The sequence below is a fragment of the Paenibacillus apis genome, assembly GCF_018333295.1.
In the GTDB taxonomy this organism is placed as follows: domain Bacteria; phylum Bacillota; class Bacilli; order Paenibacillales; family Paenibacillaceae; genus Fontibacillus; species Fontibacillus antibioticophila.
On sequence record NZ_BORS01000011.1, the window covers coordinates 1 to 22087 of the forward strand.

The following is a 22087-nucleotide window of genomic DNA, read 5'->3' on the forward strand; positions in this document are numbered from 1 at the left end:
TCGCTTCTTTCACAACTTGTAAACGTTTTTCTTCATTCAGCCTTTTTCCCATACCGATCATCTCCCTTTGTCCTAAGTTTAAATTATTGGGCAGGGAGACTCCAGTTTAATTAGGGGGCCTTGGAGTTTCTGCACTAAAAAGGTCGCCCGAGCTCCGCCATCAGGAATTTTAATGACTTTCTGCACTAAAATGGTCACCTGAACGCCGCCATCAGTAATTTTAGTGACTTTCTGCATTAAAATCGCCAGTTCGGAGTTTGTACGGAAATTCATGCAAAAATCGTCTCCGAAGGAGCTAGAGCCAGGGTGGAGCTAATAAGTGCAAAAAAGCATTAAAATCCCGCGCGGTATCTTGCAAGGTCAGTTGTGCGAAAATCCGAATAAAAAAAGCTACACATCCATCAGCCAAAGTGCGATTTTTGTAGCCCTTATTTCTATTTCCTGCCTCCTAAAATATGTTTAATATTGTTGAAAGATGTAATTTATTGCTCTATAATGGATTATGACCCCTTAAAAGGGAAAATCTTGAGAGAGGAGGTGTAATGATGATAAACACGGACAATCTGTCTCTGGCGAGACAAATGGATATTGTATTTAAAGAACTGGAGATTGAGCTTGGCTCGATGAACTCCGGGACTGTATTCGTACAAATCCGCAATAACGTGATCGGTAAGTTTGGCGTTCGCCACAATCCCATTGCAGGGCGTGACGGCAGCTTGATGGAAGAAGGCGATGGACTGGATTCTGAACAGCTGGACAACCTGCGAACCATGGCGTTGGAATCGCTGAGATTCAAAAGATATTGGACGCACGGCGAGATCAGCTTTGATTTTACAGTAAAGAAAGACAAGCTGATGATGGATGCCACGCTGGAATCGAATTATAACATGGCTAACCTATTGATTCAGCGCTACCCGAACCGTTCCTCCGCACATACATACAAGGAATCATCCAGTGCATAAGGAAAGAAAGGCGACCTGCATTCACTGCAGACCGCCTTTCCTCCTATTTTAATACTTAGGGAAATTCCGATTACAGGTTCGAACGACCCGACAATTGCTGTTCTGCCAATTGTACCAGACGTTTTGTGATGTAACCCCCGAGGGATCCGGTTTCGCGGGAAGTATAGTTCCCATAGTATCCATCTTGTGGGATGGTTACACCAAGTTCCTGTGCTGCTTCCATTTTCAACTGTTGCAATGCAGCAGTTGCTTGAGGAACTACAAGGTTGTTGGAGCGGCTTTGTCCTGCCATGTTTGTCACCTCCTTCGTCCTTTGTGATGTTAGTATGGTTCTTCGAGAGCAAAATATTCGGTTCTCTGTCATACAAAAGTAGTGGTAATTATTGCATCTTTGAAGAGTAGAGCCGTAATCCTATGAGCAGGCATACTAAAAAGCCGCCCGCACAGCAGAATTGCTGGACGAGCGGCCCTGACAGAAGCAATATTTAATGGACAATAGAGATGCAGACGTAACTTGTTTCTAAGGCTGAGTTTCTTCAGTCGGATGAACGATATCCAGCTTCACCGTCAGATCTAATTTCTGTCCTGGTTGGAGATCAATCAGTCCTGTCTCCTCATTTGGAAGGCCTAAATTAGGAGCATCCGGCAGCCAGGTATAAGGCTCCACGCATATGAATTGATCAGCCTCTCCCTTGGAGTATAATACCCAATGCTTAAAGTAGGCAGGATCCGCAGAGTAGATCAACCCGTAGCCATCATCACGGACAAGCTCTGCCTTGACAGGAAGATCGCCAATTTTCAACATCGTGTCAAAATTTGTACCCTTCAGATTCAATCCTTCATTGAGCGCTTCAAGCTCTCCCAACGGGGCTGTCTCGCCTGTCGTAATGATCTCTTCGTCAGACAGGTAAATTCCGGATACGGGAACCTTCAGTGTCCAAGCTTCCGGGGCACCGTCGATCAGGAACCAGGTGTGGAGTCCTAATCCGAAGGGAGCAGGGGAAGAGCCAAGATGGCTAACCTTGTAGGTTTGCGTCAGGGATGTTCCTTGAAGCCGAATTGTCATCTCCAGCTTTAAGGGCTCCGGATATTGGCGCATCCAATTTGGATCATCAGAGGTCAGGAATTCGGTTGTGATCGCGCATCCGTCCTCGTCCTCATCGATGTCGCTTACACACCAGGCCTGAGTCCGGTGTAAGCCGTGAATGTGATTGTCATTAGCGGTATTGCGATCAAATTGATAAGACTGGCCGGCATAAGTAAATTGTCCGCGGCGGATCCGTCCGGGCGGAATCAGCACCGGGATCCCGAAATGATACGGCTTCTGCAGGTAGAAATCCAGTTCTTGCTCCTCCGGATGACGAAGGATGTCGCGCTCATGAACATGGTCCCAAATACGAATGACGTTGTTGCCAAGACGGGGTAGCAGTGTGACTTCAAGTTCGCGGCTATGCAGGATATACGTATCGTACCCATTCCATCGCCCTTTGGTCACTTTCTTCATATCTTTGCTCCTTTTCCCACATCATAATCGGTTTCTATAAGCTTTAAACTATAATAACACTTTTTGCGCTGGACGAAAAATGGATTTGACATGACTATTTAGGCCATTTATGATGATCATAGACAAATCAGTGAATATTGTAAATACGTTGACAGGGATAAGTAAGTATAGAAGCCTCTCCTTCAGAAAGCCGGTGGTTGCTGTGAACCGGTGGAAGCATCTGGCTGAATGGACCCTTGAGTGCCGAACAGAACGGAAGATGAACGTCTTCTCAATTATGTCGGCCGTTTGACTCCGCGTTATGGAGTTCCAAAGGCTGGGCAGCTGGAAGTAAAGTATTGTCAGATTCAGAAGCTCGGTAAAATAGGGTGGCACCACGGTCTCACGTCCCTTGCGGATGTGAGTTTTTTTGTATTTATTTAAGTGCAGCCCAGCATATGAATGGAGGAATTAGGTTATGAAAAGAGTACTGTCCGGCATCCAGCCAAGCGGGAAGCTAACACTAGGCAATTATATCGGTGCACTGAAAAACTTCGTTACACTTCAGCATGATCATGTCTGCAACTTCATGGTTGTAGATCTTCATGCTATTACGGTTCCGCAGAATCCGGCTGATTTACGGGAGCAGTCCGAGTCCGTGGCGGCCCTGTTCGTGGCAGCCGGAATCGATCCTGCCAAAGCCAATGTTTATATGCAGTCCCATGTTCGTCAGCACGCTCAGTTGGGATGGATGCTTACGACTTTAACTTCAATGGGTGAACTGGAACGCATGACCCAGTTCAAAGATAAGTCGGCAGGTAAAGAATCCGTAGGAGCTGGCCTGTTCGTCTATCCTGCATTGATGGCCGCCGATATTCTGATCTATAATGCTGACCTGGTACCGGTAGGAGAAGATCAGAAGCAGCATTTGGAGCTTACCCGGGACCTTGCCGGACGATTCAACAGCCGTTATGGTGAATATTTCAAAATGCCTGAGCCCTACATTCCGAAGGTTGGGGCCAGAATTATGTCCTTGGACGATGCCTCTAAGAAGATGAGCAAGAGCAATCCGAATCCTGGCAGCATGATTGCCTTGTTGGACACTCCGGATGAAATTCGGAAGAAGATCAGCCGTGCAACGACGGATTCCGGACGGGAAGTGAGATTCGATCCTGCGAACAAGCCAGAGGTAAGCAATCTGATCACCATTTACAGTCAGTGCTCTGGATTGTCTGTTGCTGAGGTCGAAGCGCGGTATGAAGGACAAATGTACGGACCGTTCAAAAAGGATCTGGCCGAAGTGGTTGTAAGCGAACTTGAGCCGCTACAACAGCGTTATCGGGATATCAGGCAGTCTGGGGAAATCCGCAGTATCTTGCGTCAAGGCGCTGAGAAAGCCTCTGAAATGGCAGAGAAAACGCTGACTGATGTGCAGCAGCTTATGGGTTTTCTTCCTTATTGAATGTAAGGACTGCAAAGCAGGGGCTTTCTGAAAAGAAGGCGAGTTAAAGGGGCAACGTGTGAAGAGTTGCTACGATCGCTGTTGTTTGCGGATTTCTTTAATTGGACTAAGTTCTAGCAAAGGAGAAATCCGCTCACAAAGGCGAACGCTAACGCTCTATGCTTCCGAAGTAGCTTTCTTACAGAAAACTTTTACCTCCACACTTATGCCCTGACTACTTTGCCTTTACAGTTCAACTGCAATACATTTTGCACATGCCTGCTCACATGTTGTATTACAGCAAGCTTGCAGCCCGCGGCATCATACAAGCAGGGTAAGCTCGCGCTAGAGTTGCTCCCCGGCCTAATGATGCTCCGGCCTTGCACCAAAGCTTCGCCCTGTCCTGCCAGAACTGAAGTTTTCTCCGAGCTTCATCCGCTCTACTTGACCAACCTCATTCTGATCGTGCCTTATCCAACCACGCTCCAATGAAATAACTTACCTTAAATTCTTCATTTGACGCTCGAACCCAGTTTTAGTGAAAAAACTTACCTTAGATCGCCAGTATCTAGCCAAACCCACATTTTAGTCAACTTTAAGTACAGAAATTTCACTATATCCGCTTTTCTATTATTTTCACTGAATTTAAGGTAACTTTTTTCACTGGATGCGTACGATCCATATTTTCATGCGGTCGACGGATCACCGTCATGCTGCGAAACACCGCGCGCTGGAAGCTGCGCTCGGTGCGAGGTGTGCGCATACGTACTTGGCGGGTTTTGCTTAATCCGCTGAAATACCCTTGCTATGTGGGCTTGTTGAAATTGGGGTATCCCCAATGATGATGCAGTGTCGTCTATTTACCTGCTTTGAGTATCTGTGTCTTAGAGAGAGTGCGATGCAATTAGCACTATAATGCCCTACTCAAGAGTCTGCTAATAAGGGCATGAGTGTGAAGTGTGCTGAAGTAAAAGCTTTCTGAAAGAAAGCTACTTCGGGAGCATATGCTCGTAAGCATACTTCACACGTTGCCCTCCGGCACGCGGCAAAATCATTGGTTGGTTTTATATTGGCTGTAGCTGCGCTCTCGCACGAAACAGCGGCGAATGCAAAGTTGGCATCACTCGACTTCATGTCACCGAATTGTCACAACAACAAGCTTTTAATCATATGTTTGTCAAACACTTTTCAGGTTTGATATGATAAAGTTTATAGCAAGAGGTGTTTTTTAGACTTTTTTGTGATTCTTTTTATAGACATCATTGAAGAATAGGGAGGCACAACGACAAGTGGATAAACAACTTCGTTACCACGCTCCAGCTGAGTCTGCGGCTCTTGCTGCTGCAAGAACTTCTCCGCCTGGCGAGTCTGCGGCGACCTGGAGAGATTTTGTTGCCGTGACGAAGCCGGGAATACTGCGCTCCAACCTGATCGCAGCGTTTGCCGGATTCTGGGTTGCCTCACAATGGCAGCTGCAATACGGCAGTCTAATACTCACATTACTTGGGACGATGCTGGTCATGGCTTCCTCCTGCGTATTTAATAACTACTTCGACCGTGATCTCGATACAAAGATGGAACGAACCAAGAATCGGGCGCTGCCGATTGGCAAGTTGTCCCCGCGAACGGTACTTATTTATGCAGTCATACTTGGGATTCTTGGACTTGGTATTCTATTTGCCTTCTCGGGATGGCTTGCCGGAGTGTTCGGGATCGTAGGCATGATCGTCTACGTGCTGGTGTACACTTTATGGCTGAAGCGAAGCTCCACCTGGAGCACATCGGTCGGTGCCATTTCCGGTGCAATGCCGCCGCTTATCGGCTATGTTGCCGTCACAGGCAAAGTGGATCTAGGCGCGGTTCTGCTCTTTGCCTTGCTTTTCCTCTGGCAGCCACCCCATTTCTGGGCGCTTGGCATTCGGCGGGTAGAAGAATACAGAGCAGCGGGCTTCCCGCTCCTTCCGGTTGTGAAGGGAATTCGGAGAACCAAATGGCAGATGCTGCCTTATCTTGCGCTGCTGATTCCGATTCCGATCCTTATGTATGTATTTGACTATACCGGGATCTGGTTCCTTGTGATCGGGGAAATCCTATCGGTTGCATGGCTTTTGATGGCTGTCAAGGGATTCCGTTCGAAGAATGATGATCAATGGGCCAAAAAGGTATTTTTATTTTCAGTAAACTACCTGACCATAGCTTTGATCGTGATGATTCTGGATACTGTACGTATTTCGTAATGGAGGGCGAGACATGTCTCTTCTGAAAAAATATAAATGGACCTGGCTGCTTCTGGCCATATTGATCTTGTTGGCGGGCTATTTGCTGCTCACCAGCCTGAATAAGCCTAAGCTTCCGGTCATTGGACCGGTTGAAAGCTTCAGTATGGAGAATGTGGACGGCAGAACGATTACGCTTGCAGATACTCAGGGACAAGTCAGACTATTTTATTTTTTCTTCTCCAATTGCCCTGATGTGTGTCCCTTAACGACTTTCCGGCTCTCTCAGGTTCAAGATATCTTGAAGGAGAAGGGGTTGTTCGGCAAGGACGCTTCATTCGTCTCGGTGACATTTGATCCGGAACGGGATACCCTGGAGAATATGAAGGCGTTCGGCGATAAGTTTAAAGTGGATTACAGCGGCTGGTATTTTCTGAGAGGGGATCAGCAGCAGACGATGGATCTGGCGATCAATTCCTTCAAGACCTTGATCACGAAGGATCAGAGCGGGAACTTTGTGCATGCGGATCTGATCGGTCTGGTTGACCGCGACGGAAACTTGCGGGATATATACCGGCCAGAGGCTACGGCAGAAGAAATTGCAAAGGGCGTAGCTAATCTGGCAAAAGAATAAAACAGCTTAATACGGGCTGGCCGGAGGATAAATGATAAATTCCTCAAGGCCGGCCTTTTCTAATTGGGCGATTACATATTCCTCCGGTGTGCCTTCCACGCCTGCATAGCCTCTCCTGGTGTAGATATGGACTGCATCCGGGAATAAATCCCGCAGCACACCCCGAATTTTTTTGCCGGACGAATCATTGTCCATGAACAAGAATACCTCGTCGTCCGCTACTTGCTTGCGCAGTGCTTCGAGCTTCATGGTGTTGAGCGTCCCAAAGGTACAATGGATATTCACGTTGTCCCGGAGTACCCGGCGCAGCTTGCTGCGGTCATTTTTTCCTTCGACAATAATGCTGATGGACAAGTCGGCTCCTCCTGGCTGCAGATTATTCAACTTATATAGTGTATACCGGCAAGTCCTCTTCATGCAAAACGGCCCGCCCGGATGGGCAGACCGCAGCTCTCATTGCTGTTAGCAGATAAAGAACGGGGAGCGCAAAATAATTACCAGCAAAATGTAAAGTACGAGAATAGCGCCTGTAGATGTCCAATTAGGAACTACTGGACCTGGTCCGCAAGGATCAATACCGCCCATAGTTTCACCCCACTTTCAAATCGGTCGGTGTTTACTACACGATATACTATGTGGGGCGTGAGTCTCGGTATTGTACCAATGCCTAAATGGCGAAATTATAATGGTCATCCGTGGAAGCTGAACTAATGAGCGTGCAATGACGCTAAGTTGTAACAGGAGGTATTGTGTTGGACTTCAGCTTGCTTGTTCTCGGCGGGATGAGAAGGAGCGCGACCATAAGGATCAGAAAAGCGGCGAAATAAGGAGAGGTAATCTTGCCGTGCAGCATTCCTCCGGCAATCGGCCCGATGAACGAGCCGATGGACATGGAGATGGATTGCAAGGAGAATACGGTTCCTAGCCTTTTTCCTCCGCTCAGATCAATGAACATAGATGCGATCGCCGGGAAGGTCACGCCTTTTGCCATTCCTAGTATGAAGAGTGATACTTGCAAAGGCACAAAATCCAGAGCAGCCATCGCAAAGAACGAGAGAGCTATGCCCAGGATGCCCAATGCCGCCCGGACATAAGGGGAATAATGACTTAGAAAGAGCATAGACAGGGTTGCAAGAGCACCCAGACTGATAATGGAGAAGTAAACCCCGGTATTTACAATACCGGATGCTCCGCCTGCCTGGAAAGGAAGCTCGAAGTACAGGATGCCTTGAGAGCAGGATACGGCAAGAGGAAGAATATAAAAGCGCAAGGGAATGATGTTCAGCTTGACCGGCGTCTTCGCGGTCTCTTGAAGCGTGAGCTTGGATGCAGCTCCTTGCGGCTCGCGAATTGTAAATATCGCCAGGATGCCTGTTGCGATCAGCAGCCACCCGAGCGACTGGAACGTGAAGGAATAACTTGTCTGCGCAACCAAAAAGGCGCCGGCTGCGGGAGATACCACGGAGGCAAGGGTATGGACGACGCCATGACCAGCCATGAATTTCCCCTGGCGAATCGGATCGCTGGATAAAGAGGCAAGCATGGCAAGACAGGCCGGGGCGAGAAAGGCCAGCACGAATCCGCTGACAGAGCGCAGGGCCAGAAGCTGCCATGGCTCGGTGACATGGGCTTGCAGCAGCAAAATAATGCCTGCGCTGATCAGGCTGAAGATCATGTATCGGCGGCTCCCATGGCGGTCTACCCCTTGCCCTGCAAGCAGATTTCCCGGCAGATGCGTAAGGGCGTATATGCCCATCATCCAGCCGATAAAAGCCGGGGTAGCTCCCAGGGTCAATGCGAACGGGGTCAGTATCGGATATTGGGCATGCAAATCAAAGAACGCGAGGAACAAGAAGAAATAGAGCCAGAATGCCATTTTCAAATGGGGCAGCCTCCTTATAAAAGAGTGTTATGCTACTACTTGTACGTTTCATCGGACGAACTTATTACAATCCATGGTTAAACTGTCACTGAGCAGGGCCATCATGTATAATGAAAAGGACATCCAGAAGCGCGGAGAAATGATGATATTGAGATTCGGGAGTGTGGAAGAATGGATTTAGGTCTGAACTTGAATGTAGATGTATGGGTTGAATTTCTGAAGGCGAACTGGCTGGTCATTATAGTGGCCTTGGTCGTGCTGTTTGTCGTCCTGAATTTTGTGAAGACGGTTGTGAAGTGGGCGCTTGTGCTGGTGATCGCCGCCTTCGTGATTATTTACAGCGGAATTGAGCTTAAGGACATTGGAGAAGCTGTGACCGCCGTTAAGGATCAGGCTGTAACAATCAGTAAAAATGAAGCGTTGAATATGCTGAAGGATGAGGCCGGCGAGGCCAAGATGACGAGTAATGGGGACGGAACCTTTACGATTACTACCCCTAACCTGGAGGTTACAGGAAGCCCGGGCGCTGATAAGGTGAAGGTTTCCTTTCATGGAGTGCCTTTGGGCGAATGGTCAATGAACGATACGCTCGAAGCCTTCATCCAGGAGGCATCGCGCAATTCCAAGTAAACTCACCGGCCTGCGGTCTGCTGCCAACTTAAAGGATGGAATAGACAACCAGAGGAGGTGGAAGGATGGAGGGACCGAATTTGGAAGGATTAAGTCTGGAAAATCTAAATCTGATCAGCTTGCTACTGTTAGGCATTATGATTCTTTCGGTGGTGCAAGGATTGTTCCGCGGGGCTTCCCGTTCGGCGGGACGACTGGTATCATTGGTTAGCGGCGGTGTGCTTACGGCTTTGAGTCTGCTTGCATCCATTCCGCTGACGCTTTGGCTGTCGCCTATGGTTCAAACCTGGCTCTCGGGAGTGAAGCCGCCCCAGCGCGAGCTGTCCGGCTTTGAACAGGTTTATTACACCTTGCTCACGGCTGTGGCAGATTATCCGCTTATGCGGTTCGCGGTGGTATTTCTGCTCGGCTACTGGCTGCTGCGCACCCTTCTTGGCCTGGCCGCTGCATTTTTGCTGGGGGGAAGCTCATTCCTTGGACGGATGATGGTTCGAGGAGAACGCCCTTCCTCTCTGCTAAGCCGACTTGCTGGGGCCGTCTTGGGCGGAATGATCGGCGGTGCGCGCTGTCTGACCGTCATTGCGGTATTGTTTATCGTGGTCACCCTCAACCCGGACAGCGGGTTCAGCCGGTATGTCGAGTCATCGCCTGTGTATCAGCAGGGGGCGCGCAGTGTCATAGAGCCGCTTACCGGCAACCTGATCAAAGAGAAATTGCCGGTATTCACGCGCAGTGTGGAAGCCGAACTGAACGGAATTCTACAGCGCAGGTATGAGGTGATTGATGCTGACATCCCTTCGTCTATCGGGAACACAGCTGCATTAGTCACGAAAGGCGCTTCTACAGATAAAGAGAAGGCTAGAAGACTGTATGATTGGGTTGGCTCCCAGGTCAGTTATGATTACGATAAGGTAAAAGATTACGAAGAGAATGGCAATTGGCGGGAACAGACTCCGCAAATGACCTTTGATACCAAGCTTGGCGTATGTATTGATTATTCCCGGCTTTATGCGGTCATGGCGAGGTCGCAGGACCTTAATGTCCGCGTCGTAACCGGACTTGGATATGACGGACGGGGCGGTTATGGGCCTCATGCCTGGAATGAAGTGTATTTGTCGGAAGAGAGCCGTTGGATTCCACTGGATTCTACTTGGGCAGGGAGCGGGGATTGGTTTGATCCTCCGGCCTTTGCGGAGACACATATCCCTGACAAAGCGGTATAAAAATTCGAGGCAGGCTGTAACTTCGTCAGGCTGCCATTCGTTATGCTAATATAGAATTGTTGCAGTTTTTTGAGGATTAAGAGCAATGGGGAGAACAGGTAATGAAAAGTGTCTATAAAGATGATCCGCGCGAGCAAGAAGCGGCAATGCAGCGCCACTTTAATATCAGGCTGAATTTATTTTTCTTCAGCGCGTTTGCTATTTTTACGGTCATCATTGTCCGGCTGGCCATTCTGCAATTTGTTGAGGGGCCTAGTCTGTCGCAGCAGGAGAGCGATATGCGGGTAAGGGCCGTTCCGATGACTCCGATTCGGGGCAGTATTCTGGCTGCGGGGGGCGAAGCGCTTGCCTACTCGACGCCTGTCCAGTCTCTGTACATTACCCTGCAGAAGGACTACAGCCAAAGCACAGATCGCGGCAAGGGGAACCGTCACGAAGCGCTGGCGCTGGCGAGCGAATTGAAGGAGGTCTTCGATAAGTACGGTGATCCCGAGGAAGCCCCTATGACACTGGAAGATATCATCAAGGCTATGGACCTTGATTATCGTCAGAATAACGGCTTTACTCCCCGGCGAATCAAGATTGGTTTAACCAAAGAGGAAATGGCCTATTTCCTGGAGCGTAAGGACCAGTTCGCTGGAATCGAAATCGTGGAGGAAAGTATTCGCCATTATGATACCGATACGGTCGCCGTTCAGACGATCGGTTACATGAAGAAATTCTCTAGCGCGTCGACGACGGATAGTTCGGATTTTAAGTATTATAAGGATATCCGCGAGCAAACGGAGACAGATCCGGCCCTCCAATACACAGAATCGGAACTCGTAGGTTACGATGGATTGGAGCTCTACTACCAAGAGGAGCTTCGCGGAAAGAACGGCTTCAAGAGTGTGCCTATCGATCCGCGAAATATGGCGACTGGAATTCCGGAGGTCACTCCGCCGGTTAAGGGATATGACCTGCATACAACGATCAATAAGAATATTCAGATGATTACGGAGCAAGCCATCCTAGACCAGATAGAGTGGGTGCACAAAAACCCCGTGTCAGGTAAAACACACCCTAATGCTAAGACGGGCTACGCAGTAGCTATGGAAGTGGATACAGGAAATGTCGTGGCAATGGCAAGTATGCCGGATTACGACACGAACTTATGGCAGAATGGAAGCATCTCCAATGATGATTGGAGCAAGATCATGACGAACTACCAGAACGGGACAATAACCCCGATCAGTTCGGGTCGTTCTGGCCATGATTTCGATTCTGCCGTCCTGCTTGGATCGACTGTTAAACCGTTGTCAGTGTTGATAGGTTTGAATGAAAACCTGTTTACGACCACCACTATTTATCCGGATCGCGGTGTTGCCTACTTCGGTAAAAATGATTCAGCAAGGGTCCGCAACTCCCAGGGACACGTCTACGGGAATATCGATCCATCTGAGGCAATCCGTGTCTCATCCAATGCGTTCATGGTCGATATGGTTGGGGAGAAGCTGTATTATAAATATTATGCGGAGGGCCCTACTGTTTGGGATAATTATATGAAGCAGTTTGGACTTGGCGTTTCAACAGGAGTTGACTTGCCTAATGAATTCCTTGGGAAGCTTGGTTACTTTGAAGAGTCCGAGACGAACCTTTCCAACTTGGTATATGCCTCTTTTGGCCAAAAAGGCGGGTATACTGCCATGCAGCTGGCTCAGTATGCCACGACGCTTGCTACTCGCGGCAAGCGAATGGAGCCGCATTTAGTAAGTAAAATTACAGATGAACAAGGCAATATCGTTAAGGAGTTCCAGCCGACAGTCTTGAATGAAGTGGATTTCAAGAAAGCCTATTGGGACGAAGTGATCAAGGGCATGTCTACAAATGTGTCCTCGGCGTTCTCGGGCTTTCCTTATGACTTTGCACGGAAGACGGGTACCTCGGAGCAATGGGGGAAAGGGGCTAACCGGGATAACGGCGTATTTATAGCGTTTGCTCCCCGTGAGAATCCAAAGCTTGCCGTTGCGGTCATTATTCCGGAAGGCGGCTTCGGAGGCTCCAGCGCCGCGCCTGTCGCACGCAAAATCTTTGATGCTTATGATCAGGAATATGGTCTGGACGGGGTACCAAAGAAAAACTCAGTGAAAAATAATGAGACGGATACCACAACTGCCGATGGACAGTAATTGAACTGCATAAAATGAGCATGGCCAAGCAAGGGGAATTTTCCTCTTGCTTTTTTATTTGCAAAGTTATAAAATTTGCACTAGGGAAACATTATTGTCCGAAGCTATAATTTAATGATAGGGGAAACAAGTGTTTACTCGTACAACAATCAATTGATTTTTAGAGGAGGTTTAACATGAATCAGACAACAATCAAAAAAAGCCCGTTTCAACGAGCTAAGATGACTCTAAGTGTTCTTGTGTTTATATTGATCGCCGGTTGTTCCCAAGTCGAAGTGAATCCCGAGAGCAGGCAACGCTCAGGGGATGAGAGTCCGATTGAAGTGGTGACGACGACAGGAATGATCAGCGACGTAGTTCAGGAGGTTGGCGGCGAAGAGGTGCATGTCACCGGGTTAATGCGGCCGGGTGTAGACCCTCACCTTTATAAAGCCTCGCAAGGAGACATGGCAAAGCTTGATCAAGCAGAGCTCGTGTTCTACAACGGGCTTCATCTGGAAGGCAAAATGACAGAAATCTTTGAGAAGCTGGAGCGGAGCAGGCCGACGGTTGCGGTTTCGAAAAATCTGGATCCTTCAAAGCTGCGGTCCGGGGCGGATACGGGAGGGACCGAATATGATCCGCATATCTGGTTCAATGTTCGCAACTGGATCTCGGCTGCCGAGACGGTGCGGGATGCGCTGATCGAATATGACCCGGATCACGCCGATATCTATCGGCAGAATGCGGAGGAATACATTAATCAACTTGACGAACTGGATGAAGAGGTAAGAACCAAAATCGCTTCCATTCCTGAGGAGGGACGGGTGCTCGTTACCGCTCATGATGCATTCGGGTATTACGGAGATGCCTATGATATTAAAGTAATGGGCCTCCAGGGCATCAGTACGGCTGCGGAATACGGCTCCAAGGATGTCGCCAAGCTTCGGGACTATCTGGTGGAGAATCAGATTAAGGCGGTCTTCGTCGAATCAAGCATTCCGACCAAGTCGATGGAAGCAGTCATTGCAGGGGCGGAGGAAATGGGGCACCAAGTTATTATTGGCGGAGAATTGTATTCGGACTCCATGGGTGAGCCGGGCTCCGATGCGGATACTTATATCAAGATGGTCCGGCATAATACTGACACGATTGTCGAAGCGTTAAAATAAAACAGAAGGAGCTAATATATAAGTTGAATTATAAAGCTGCGGAGAAAGGGCATAAGTGCGGAGTGTGCTGAAGAAGCGTAAGCGTTCGCCTTTGTGAGTGGATTTCTACCTTATAATATTTTCGTTCAATTAGAGAAATCCGCGAACAACAGCGATCGTAAGAACACTTCACATGTTGCCCCCAGAACGTAAAATTCAGTAGTTCAACTTATATAGCTCAAGGAAGAAGGAGATTAGAATGACGACATATCCGTTGGAAGTGGAACGGTTAACCGTGGCTTATCAGAAAAAGCCGGTGCTCAATTCCGTATCGTTCAAGATCCCATCCGGCAAGCTGATTGGAGTATTGGGACCAAACGGAGCAGGGAAGTCAACCTTACTTAAGGCGATGCTAGGTCTCATCCCGGTTGTGGATGGCGATGTGAAAATATTTGGCGGTGCTTACCATGAACAGCGTAAGAGAGTGGGTTATGTACCGCAGCGGGAATCGGTCGACTGGGATTTCCCGACGCATGCGCTAGATGTAGTCATGATGGGCCGCTATGGACATCTGGGCTGGTTCCGCCGTCCGGGTGCGGCTGAGCGTAATCTTGCACTGGAGTGCTTGACCAAGGTGGGCATGTCCGAGCTGGCGGGAAGACAGATCAGCCAATTGTCGGGCGGACAGCAGCAGCGGGTGTTTTTAGCGAGAGCTTTGGCTCAAACAGCAGATTTATATTTTATGGATGAGCCCTTTGCAGGCGTGGATGCTACCACCGAGAAGGCGATTGTGGCTTTGTTGCAAGAGCTGAAGGAGCAAGGGAAGACCGTCCTGGTTGTTCATCATGACCTGGCGACGGTTGAGCAGTATTTTGACCATGTGCTTCTGCTTAATGGCGGATTGGTAGCTGAAGGACCGACACAGGAAGTCTTCACGCCGGATAACCTACAGAAAACCTATGGCGGACGTATTGCGATTTTGCAGGACTTTTCTGCTTCCGCTTCAGCAGGGCAGGTGTAACGATATGCTATCCTCCTTCACAAGCTGGTTCGCAGATCCGAATCTGCAATGGATACTTATGGGCTCGCTGCTATTGGGGCTGGGGAGCGGAGTGATCGGCTCCTTCGCATATCTTCGCAAGCAAAGCCTGTTGGGCGATGCGCTTGCCCATGCTGCTCTGCCGGGGATTTGTATCGCCTTTATGCTCAGCGGTGTGAAATCCATGGGACTGTTCATTCTGGGCGCTATTATCTCGGGCGCTCTGGCCACCTTCGGAATTCATGCCATAACCCGGTTTTCAAGAATCAAACAGGATGCGGCTCTGGGGATTGTACTGTCCGTGTTCTTCGGTGTCGGCGTTGTCCTCATGACCAAGATTCAGCATAGCGGGAACGGCAACCAGAGCGGACTTGATAAATACATGTTCGGGCAGGCCGCATCCATGATGCTGTCGGATGTCTATTTGGTAGGAGCGGTATCGCTGGTGCTCATCCTGATCTGTGCGCTGCTCTTCAAGGAATTCAAGCTGGTTAGCTTCGACCCGGGGTTTGCCCGGGGTATGGGGATGAAGACGGCGTTTCTGGAGCAACTGCTCCTGCTTATGACAGTCATTGCGGTGGTGATCGGTATCCAGGCGGTGGGCGTTGTGCTTGTTGCCGCACTGCTTATTACGCCGGCAGTTGCCGCACGTTACTGGACGGACAGATTAGGAGTTATGGTGGTATTCGCCGGAGTATTTGGCGGTTTGTCCGGAGCGGTAGGGACGATGATCAGCGGAACCCTGTCAAATCTGCCTACCGGTCCTGTAACCGTGCTGGCAGCAACGTTGCTATTTGCGGTTTCTGCTCTTTTTGCACCCAATCGAGGGCTTGTCGCCAAACTGATGAGACGCAGCCGTCAGCGCGCAGCAGTCAGACAATGGGCTGGAACGGCTGAGCCCGGCTTGGGAGCAGCAGCTTCCAGAAGATATGCCGGGGAAAGGAGTGCAGACTCATGATGGATTTCTGGATTATTCTAACCGGTTCGCTTGTTGCCGCGACATGCGGGGTGCTTGGCTGCTTTCTCGTCTTGAGAAAAATGGCGATGGTCGGCGATGCGATCAGTCACTCGGTTCTGCCGGGGATTGCGATTGCTTTCCTGATCAGCGGCTCCCGGGATTCCGTGCTGATGCTTGCAGGTGCTGCGGTGCTGGGCCTGATTACCGTATTTCTCATTCAAATGCTTCAGCAAAGCGGACTTCAATCCGATGCGTCTATCGGGATCGTCTTTACAGCGCTGTTTGCGATTGGTGTGATCCTGATCAGTCTGAACGCCTCTCATATCGATCTGGATCTCGACTGCGTGTTATTCGGAGAGATTGCCTATGTTCCCTGGGATACATGGATTTTGAACGGATATGATATGGGGCCTGCCGCTGTCTGGATGCTGGGAGGAACGCTCCTTCTGGTGCTTGCACTGATCGGGTTGTTCTACAAGCAGTTCAAGCTGTGCGCCTTTGATCCTGCATTGGCAGCTGCCGTCGGCATTCCCGTGGTGCTGTTCCACTACCTGTTGATGGGAATGGTATCGGTAGCTACGGTTGCCTCCTTTGAAAGTGTAGGCGCGATTCTGGTTGTGGGGATGCTGATTGTACCGGCATCAACAGCCTACCTGCTGACAGACCGGCTTAGCCGGATGCTGCTGTACAGTGTGCTGATCGGTATTCTGAGCTCGGCAGGAGGTTATTACCTGGCTAAATGGCTGGACGCTTCTATCGCAGGAGCCATGATTAGTGTGGCAGGGATTTTGTTTGTGCTTGCCTTTATCTTCTCGCCGCTGCACGGTCTTGCGGCACGTTACTTGAAGCGCCGCCGATTGAAGACCGGGACGGGGATGGCTCAGGCATAAAGATTTTCAAAGCTGAGCCGATATAAAACATGGTTCGCAGTCAGGTTATGCAGTCAGGCAAGATCGCAGGGATTCACTTCCCAGGTCTTCTGACTGCTTTTTTGCGTGGAGGAAAAATATGGACTACTATGACCAATGCCAGGGACTTGACCGACCGTCTTGCCTAGTGCTAGTCACCAGGTTGTGATAAAATGGCGTTATGGCTTGGGATAGGAGGGCACATAAAATGGAACTTAAATATAAATTACTTGCCTTGGATATGGATGGAACCTTACTGACGGATCAGCATGATATTTCTCCGGAGACAGAGCGGTGGATTCGCAAGGCTATGCAGGCCGGAGTCCATGTTTGTCTATCAACGGGAAGAGGATTTGACGAGGCGGTGCCATTTGGAGAAAAACTGGGGCTTAACACTCCGATGATTACTGCGAACGGCAGCGAAATCTGGAGATCTCCTTATGAATTGTATCACCGGGATTTGCTGGATAAAGCGGTTATTGCCCGGATGCACGGTCTTGCCCAGCGTTATGGCGTATGGTTCTGGGCTTATTCTGTTGAAGGAAGCTACAATGAGAAAAATTGGGATCCGGCTCTGCTGGACGTGAATCAATGGGTCAAATTCGGCTATCACACCGAGGATGACGATATTCGCCATAAGCTTATGATGGAGCTGCAGAATATGGGCGGCTTGGAAATTACGAATTCATCGCCTTACAATCTGGAGATCAATCCGGCTGGTGTGAATAAGGCGAGCGGGATCCGTACGGTATGCGAGCTGCTTGGCATTCAAATGTCGGAGACGGTTGCTGTTGGAGACAGCCTGAATGATCTGGCAGCGATTCAAGCGGCTGGTCTTGGCGTAGCCATGGGCAATGCACAGCTTGCGGTACAGGAAAACGCTGACGTGGTGACTGCATCCAATAATGATGATGGAATTGCATGGATCATCAGAGATTATATTTTGCCGAAGGAGTGAGCCGTTCATGTTGGAAATTGTGGGTTGGCTCCTGGTCATCCTGTTGTTTGTCGTCGGGATGGCGGGAACGGTATATCCGGTATTGCCAGGCGTGGTGGCTGTTTATTTTGCTTTCTTTGTGTATGGATGGTTCTTCTCGTTTGAATCCTTCGGCTGGTTCTTCTGGACGCTTCAGACGTTAATCGTTGTGGTGCTGCTGATCGCGGATTATGCGGTCGGAGCCTGGGGCGTGAAAAAGTTCGGCGGCAGCAAGCTGTCCGTCTGGCTCAGCACCATCGGCATTATCGTAGGTCCGTTCGTGATCCCCGCGTTCGGTCTGGTGCTGGGTCCGTTGATTGGCGCCATGCTTGGTGAACTGTTCAGGGGAGAATCGCTGGAAAAAGCCTTCAAGGTCGGGGTCGGCTCGGTCGTGGGGTTATTTAGCAGCATGGTCGTCAAGATTATTCTGCAGCTTGCCATGATCATTATTTTTATCATCTGGATCGTCTTGTTCTAGAGAGAAGGAAGGAATTATTTCGTGTCCAATCAGGAAAAAAAGGAATCATTCATCCAAGGTACGTTAATTCTTGCCGGAGCGGCGCTCATTGCAAGAGTGCTGGGGTTATTCCAGCGGGTGCCTCTGGAGCATATTCTCGGGGTGACGGGGAATGCTGCTTATGGCCAGGCTAATGCCGCTTATTTTATGCTGCTGACACTCGCAACGGCGGGTATCCCCAGCACATTAAGCAAGATGGTCTCCGAGCGGCATGCGCTGAACCGGCCGGAAGAGGCGCGCAGGGTGTATCAGGCTGCATTGATCTTTGCGGTTGTGGCCGGGGTTATTATGTTCGCCTTGCTCTATGTTCTGGCTCCTTATTATGCAGCGCGTGCGCAGGTTCCGCAATCTGCGATAGCCATTCGGGCGCTGGCTCCAGCCTTGCTTCTCTTTCCGTTGATCGCCATGATCCGCGGCTATCTGCAGGGACGGAATATTATGATTGCCGGCGGGGTCTCCCAGGTCATTGAGCAGATTGTCCGGGTTGCCACAGGTATTGGCCTGGCCTTCCTGTTCTACTATTGGGGCTATTCCGAGGAAAAGGTGGCCGCAGGGGCAACCTTTGGCGCCGTGCTTGGCGGTGTGGCAGCGCTGATCGTGATGATCACCTACAGCACTCGGGTTAGACGCAAAGACCGGATCACGGCCAGGAAGCCGGGATCGACTCCAACCGAGAAATCCCGGATATCATACGGTAAAATTTATTCCGATATTTTCAAACTGTCTATTCCGATTGTGCTGACGGCACTGGCCGTGCCCGCAGTCAATTTTATTGATGGTTCACTCGTAAAGCCGCTGCTTAGCGGACAAGTTGGCTCGTTAGAAGCAGAGAATATCCTGGGGATTTTGACCAATCGGGCTCAAATGATCGCAGGTATTCCGCCTATCCTGGCGATTGCACTTAGCCAATCTCTGGTACCGATCATCTCGGCCGCTTATGCCAAAGGGGACTCGGAGCATTTGACGCGTCAGGTGACGCTGGCAATGAGAGTCTCTATCCTGACGGGAGCACCTATTATTCTTGCACTCGGAGCAGCGGCTTATTCCGTGAACGGATTGCTCTTTAGTACAAGAGAGGGCAGTGCCATAGTCGGGCTGCTGACCGTCATGACCATCTTCCAGATTACAATGATGACGAGTAATTCGATCCTGCTCGGGATTAGCAAGGCGAACCGCTCGATGGTTCACGTAGCGATCGGGATCGGCGTCAAGCTAGCGGCCAACTATATCCTGGCTCCTGTCTGGGGGATATACGGGATTATCACGGCGACCGGGCTTGGCTTCCTTGTCATCACAGTGCTGAATGTACTGACGATGAAGCGTATTGTCCCATTCTCGATTCTTGGCAGCCGCTGGGTAGGATTCCTGGCGTCCTGCGCCGCGCTTGGCGCGGGGGGGTATGCCTTGAACACGGCTTCGAACAATATGCTGCTTCCGCTGCTGCCCGACCGTCTTGCGTTCCTGATCACTTGCGGCATCGTCGGCCTTGTCGTGGTTGTATTCTATTTTGTGCTGCTGATTGCACTGCGCGTCGTCAAACGGGATGAGCTGTCGAGCTATCCTGCACCGCTTCGCAAGGTATTTGGGCCGCTTATGCGGCTTCAGGGCAGACCGCGCTCCAAGGCTTCTGAATAAGTCGGGGAGCGGGCTGCCGATTTGACTTCCGGGTTTGACTTTGGTTGACTAGAAATTAGAAGATCGTAATCCTCATAAGTGAAAGGGTGGATAGGGATGAAGCAGGTACAAAATGCAGCAGAATTCCAGGTTAGCATTCAATCAAGCAATCTGATCATTGCGGTGTTTAAGGCAGACTGGTGCGGAGATTGCAAATATATCGATCCATTCATGCCAGAGGTGGAGGAGAAGTACAAGGACCGCCTCACCTTTATTGAGGTCGATGTCGACAAGGTTGGCGATGTCAGCCAGGAGCAAGGCATTATGGGAATCCCGAGCTTTGTCGCCTATGCGGACGGCCGGGAGCTGGTTCGCTTTGTGAACAAGCTTCGCAAATCCCGCGAGGAGATTGAAGATTTTGTAGGCAAAGCGCTGGATGTGTATCATACCTTGCATGATACGGCGGAGCGCAAAGAATAGGCAGCTGACACGATGCGCGAAGCGACTGTCCAATAGCATACAAAATAAGGCTGGGAGGGAAAACTGAAGGTTTTCGCCCAGCCTTTTTTGTGCTGCCACTTTTGCAGGAAAGTGTGCAAAACATAAGAAGGCGCGTCAGAGGGGCACCGTATGAAGGTTGCTACGATCGCTGTTGTTCGCGGATTTCCATGATTGGACTAAATTCTCATAATGAAGAAATCCGCTCACAAAGGCGAACGCTAACGCTCTATGCTTCCGAAGTAGCTTTCTTACAGAAAGCTTTTACCTTCACACTTATGCCCTGATTACTTCGCGATTGCAGTTCAACTGCAATGCAGTTTGCACATAGCTATGCTTATGCTGCATAGCAATAGCTGCACTGCTATTAACTTGCCTCCCTGCGGCATACAAGCAGGATACGTCCAGCCTTGGGATTAATCACGAATGGAAGCTGCGCGAATGCTTATGCACGACGTCAATGACCTGCCGTGCCTTAAGTTGCGCCTCCGACTCACGATGCTCCGGTTTTAAAGTGAAAGCTTCGCTTGTCCCACAGATATCCCAGTTTTGCACCGAAATTAACTTTCCTCACTTGCCTAGCCACATTCCGGTCATGCTCCAGTGAAATTACTTCCCTTAAATTCTTCATTCGGCGCTCGAATCCACATGTAGTGAAAAAACTTACCTTAGATCGCCAGTAACTAGCCAAACCCGTGTTTTAGTCCACTTTAAGTACAAAAATTTCACTATATCCGCATTTCTATTATTTCCACTGAATTTAAGGTAACTTTTTTCACTGGATGCGTGTGATCCGTATATGCATAGGGTCTGCCAACCGACGTCATGCTGTGAAGCACCGTACGTTGGAGCTTTGAGCAGGTTGAGATCTGCATGATGCTGATGTGAGGTGCGTATACGTACTTTGTTGCTATTTTGCAGAATCTGCTGGGGGATAGTCCTTGTGCGGGTAGTTGTCCATGCACCGGTCCCCACTGAAGATACAATGATGCGCAGTTACTGTTTACTGTGCAATAGCAGTTAGCAGGTTGAACCGCAGCTAGGCACGTAGAAAGGGCAGCCGTGTGAAATGATCCTACAATCGCTGTTGTTCGCGGATTTCCATGATTGGACTAAGTTCTGACAAGGGGGAAATCCGCTCACAAAGGCGACCGCTTCGCTTTTTCAGATTCATTTCACACTCTTGCCCTAACTATCGCGCTTATTGGCTTCAACTGCAATGCAGCTTGCACATGAATATGCCTAAGCTGCATTGCAATACGCTTGTTGCCTATTCGCACAAACAGGATAATCAGACTGGCCATTCCAGTCTTGCTTCGAACTTCACTCGTCCTACCTAATCAGCCTCATTCTGGTCACGCTTCAGTGAAGTCTGCAGTGCATCAGCTCCATCCGGCACAGTATAGCCGGATGACGAGCCTATAATGAATCGGAGTGCTTTGGCTACCGCATGAAGGGCCGTGTGTGAGCTACTATAGTGCATTTCAGCACTATAATGCCGAACTAACGAGCCTGCGTAGAAAGGGCATAAGTGTGAAGTGTGCTGAAGAAACGGAGTGTTCGCCTTTGCGAGTGGATTCCCTACCATTTCAGATTTTACTCAATCAAAGGAATCCGTGAACAACAGCGATCGTAAGCATACTTCACACGTTGCCCTCCGGCACGCGGCAAAATCATTGGTTGGTTTTATATTGGCTGTAGCTGTGCTCTCGCAGGATGTAACGCAACAGCATCGCAAGCATCCTCTACACGTACCCCCAGAACGCACAATCATTAATCCGGCCTTTTACTATTTGTGAACATTTTGT

Annotated in this window: 22 protein-coding genes and 1 other annotated feature; of the genes, 16 read left to right on the forward strand and 6 right to left on the reverse strand. The window is 49.6% G+C overall.

Translation table 11 applies throughout. The annotated features are described in order from the left end of the window. Nucleotides 1–78: 78 nt before the first annotated feature. Complete coding sequence (locus KI362_RS15915; protein ID WP_301628537.1) at nucleotides 79–273, reverse strand: hypothetical protein; 195 nt, start codon at nucleotides 271–273, stop codon at nucleotides 79–81. Nucleotides 274–545: 272 nt separating this feature from the next. Here KI362_RS15915 and KI362_RS15920 point away from each other — a divergent pair, with 272 nt between their 5' ends. After that, nucleotides 546–962, forward strand: a complete 417-nt coding sequence (locus KI362_RS15920; RefSeq protein ID WP_044481924.1) for a hypothetical protein — start codon at nucleotides 546–548, stop codon at nucleotides 960–962. Between the two features lie 70 nt (nucleotides 963–1032). Here KI362_RS15920 and KI362_RS15925 read toward each other — a convergent pair whose 3' ends face one another. Both KI362_RS15925 and KI362_RS15930 read right to left on the reverse strand, forming a co-directional pair. Next, nucleotides 1033–1254, reverse strand: a complete 222-nt coding sequence (locus KI362_RS15925; RefSeq protein ID WP_044481923.1) for an alpha/beta-type small acid-soluble spore protein — start codon at nucleotides 1252–1254, stop codon at nucleotides 1033–1035. A 228-nt stretch (nucleotides 1255–1482) separates the two neighbouring features. Beyond that, nucleotides 1483–2466 carry an aldose 1-epimerase gene (locus KI362_RS15930; protein ID WP_301628544.1) on the reverse strand — a complete coding sequence of 328 codons (984 nt, stop codon included), beginning with the start codon at nucleotides 2464–2466 and terminating at the stop codon, nucleotides 1483–1485. A 139-nt stretch (nucleotides 2467–2605) separates the two neighbouring features. Continuing rightward, nucleotides 2606–2861 (forward strand) — a binding site (T-box leader). 62 nt (nucleotides 2862–2923) lie between these two features. Between KI362_RS15930 and trpS the strand changes: the two genes are divergently transcribed. The 3 genes from trpS to KI362_RS15945 all read left to right on the forward strand — a co-directional run bounded on the left by trpS (nucleotide 2924) and on the right by KI362_RS15945 (nucleotide 6736). Next, nucleotides 2924–3907 (forward strand): tryptophan--tRNA ligase, encoded by a 984-nt coding sequence (gene trpS, locus KI362_RS15935; protein WP_301628545.1) that lies wholly within the window; start codon nucleotides 2924–2926, stop codon nucleotides 3905–3907. A gap of 1268 nt (nucleotides 3908–5175) precedes the next feature. Beyond that, complete coding sequence (gene cyoE / locus KI362_RS15940; RefSeq protein ID WP_301628547.1) at nucleotides 5176–6123, forward strand: heme o synthase; 948 nt, start codon at nucleotides 5176–5178, stop codon at nucleotides 6121–6123. 13 nt (nucleotides 6124–6136) lie between these two features. Beyond that, nucleotides 6137–6736 (forward strand): SCO family protein, encoded by a 600-nt coding sequence (locus KI362_RS15945; protein ID WP_301628549.1) that lies wholly within the window; start codon nucleotides 6137–6139, stop codon nucleotides 6734–6736. A gap of 6 nt (nucleotides 6737–6742) precedes the next feature. Here the strand turns inward: KI362_RS15945 and KI362_RS15950 are convergent, their stop codons facing one another. The 3 genes from KI362_RS15950 to KI362_RS15960 all read right to left on the reverse strand — a co-directional run bounded on the left by KI362_RS15950 (nucleotide 6743) and on the right by KI362_RS15960 (nucleotide 8618). Further along, complete coding sequence (locus tag KI362_RS15950; protein WP_044481918.1) at nucleotides 6743–7090, reverse strand: toprim domain-containing protein; 348 nt, start codon at nucleotides 7088–7090, stop codon at nucleotides 6743–6745. 108 nt (nucleotides 7091–7198) lie between these two features. Next, a complete protein-coding gene (locus KI362_RS15955; protein ID WP_101781209.1) occupies nucleotides 7199–7321 on the reverse strand; it encodes a sporulation protein YjcZ in 123 nt (40 codons plus the stop codon). A 142-nt stretch (nucleotides 7322–7463) separates the two neighbouring features. Further along, nucleotides 7464–8618 (reverse strand): MFS transporter, encoded by a 1155-nt coding sequence (locus KI362_RS15960; protein ID WP_301628552.1) that lies wholly within the window; start codon nucleotides 8616–8618, stop codon nucleotides 7464–7466. 171 nt (nucleotides 8619–8789) lie between these two features. Between KI362_RS15960 and KI362_RS15965 the strand changes: the two genes are divergently transcribed. The 12 genes from KI362_RS15965 to KI362_RS16020 all read left to right on the forward strand — a co-directional run bounded on the left by KI362_RS15965 (nucleotide 8790) and on the right by KI362_RS16020 (nucleotide 20261). Further along, the gene (locus KI362_RS15965; protein ID WP_301628554.1) at nucleotides 8790–9248 is read left to right on the forward strand and encodes a hypothetical protein; all 459 of its coding nucleotides are present in this window, start codon (nucleotides 8790–8792) and stop codon (nucleotides 9246–9248) included. Between the two features lie 65 nt (nucleotides 9249–9313). Then, entirely contained in the window at nucleotides 9314–10471 is a 1158-nt protein-coding gene (locus KI362_RS15970; protein ID WP_301628556.1) for a transglutaminase domain-containing protein, read from the forward strand. A gap of 101 nt (nucleotides 10472–10572) precedes the next feature. After that, nucleotides 10573–12639 (forward strand): peptidoglycan D,D-transpeptidase FtsI family protein, encoded by a 2067-nt coding sequence (locus KI362_RS15975; protein WP_301628558.1) that lies wholly within the window; start codon nucleotides 10573–10575, stop codon nucleotides 12637–12639. A gap of 176 nt (nucleotides 12640–12815) precedes the next feature. Continuing rightward, complete coding sequence (locus KI362_RS15980; RefSeq protein ID WP_301628560.1) at nucleotides 12816–13790, forward strand: metal ABC transporter solute-binding protein, Zn/Mn family; 975 nt, start codon at nucleotides 12816–12818, stop codon at nucleotides 13788–13790. A gap of 238 nt (nucleotides 13791–14028) precedes the next feature. Beyond that, nucleotides 14029–14790, forward strand: coding sequence for a metal ABC transporter ATP-binding protein (locus KI362_RS15985; RefSeq protein ID WP_044481913.1), 762 nt, complete (start codon nucleotides 14029–14031; stop codon nucleotides 14788–14790). A 4-nt stretch (nucleotides 14791–14794) separates the two neighbouring features. Next, nucleotides 14795–15766 carry a metal ABC transporter permease gene (locus KI362_RS15990; protein ID WP_301628563.1) on the forward strand — a complete coding sequence of 324 codons (972 nt, stop codon included), beginning with the start codon at nucleotides 14795–14797 and terminating at the stop codon, nucleotides 15764–15766. Next, complete coding sequence (locus tag KI362_RS15995) at nucleotides 15763–16656, forward strand: metal ABC transporter permease (protein WP_301628565.1); 894 nt, start codon at nucleotides 15763–15765, stop codon at nucleotides 16654–16656. The genes KI362_RS15990 and KI362_RS15995 overlap by 4 nt, the downstream gene beginning before the upstream one ends. Before the next feature lie 29 nt (nucleotides 16657–16685). Continuing rightward, a complete protein-coding gene (locus KI362_RS16000; RefSeq protein WP_301628567.1) occupies nucleotides 16686–16823 on the forward strand; it encodes a hypothetical protein in 138 nt (45 codons plus the stop codon). A 59-nt stretch (nucleotides 16824–16882) separates the two neighbouring features. Further along, nucleotides 16883–17632, forward strand: coding sequence for a Cof-type HAD-IIB family hydrolase (locus KI362_RS16005; protein WP_301628569.1), 750 nt, complete (start codon nucleotides 16883–16885; stop codon nucleotides 17630–17632). A 10-nt stretch (nucleotides 17633–17642) separates the two neighbouring features. Further along, entirely contained in the window at nucleotides 17643–18128 is a 486-nt protein-coding gene (locus tag KI362_RS16010) for a DUF456 domain-containing protein (protein ID WP_044482160.1), read from the forward strand. A 21-nt stretch (nucleotides 18129–18149) separates the two neighbouring features. Beyond that, nucleotides 18150–19802 (forward strand): putative polysaccharide biosynthesis protein, encoded by a 1653-nt coding sequence (locus KI362_RS16015; protein ID WP_301628571.1) that lies wholly within the window; start codon nucleotides 18150–18152, stop codon nucleotides 19800–19802. A gap of 96 nt (nucleotides 19803–19898) precedes the next feature. After that, on the forward strand, nucleotides 19899–20261 hold the full coding sequence (locus tag KI362_RS16020) for a thioredoxin family protein (protein WP_216481285.1): 363 nt from the start codon (nucleotides 19899–19901) through the stop codon (nucleotides 20259–20261). Nucleotides 20262–22087: the final 1826 nt, after the last annotated feature.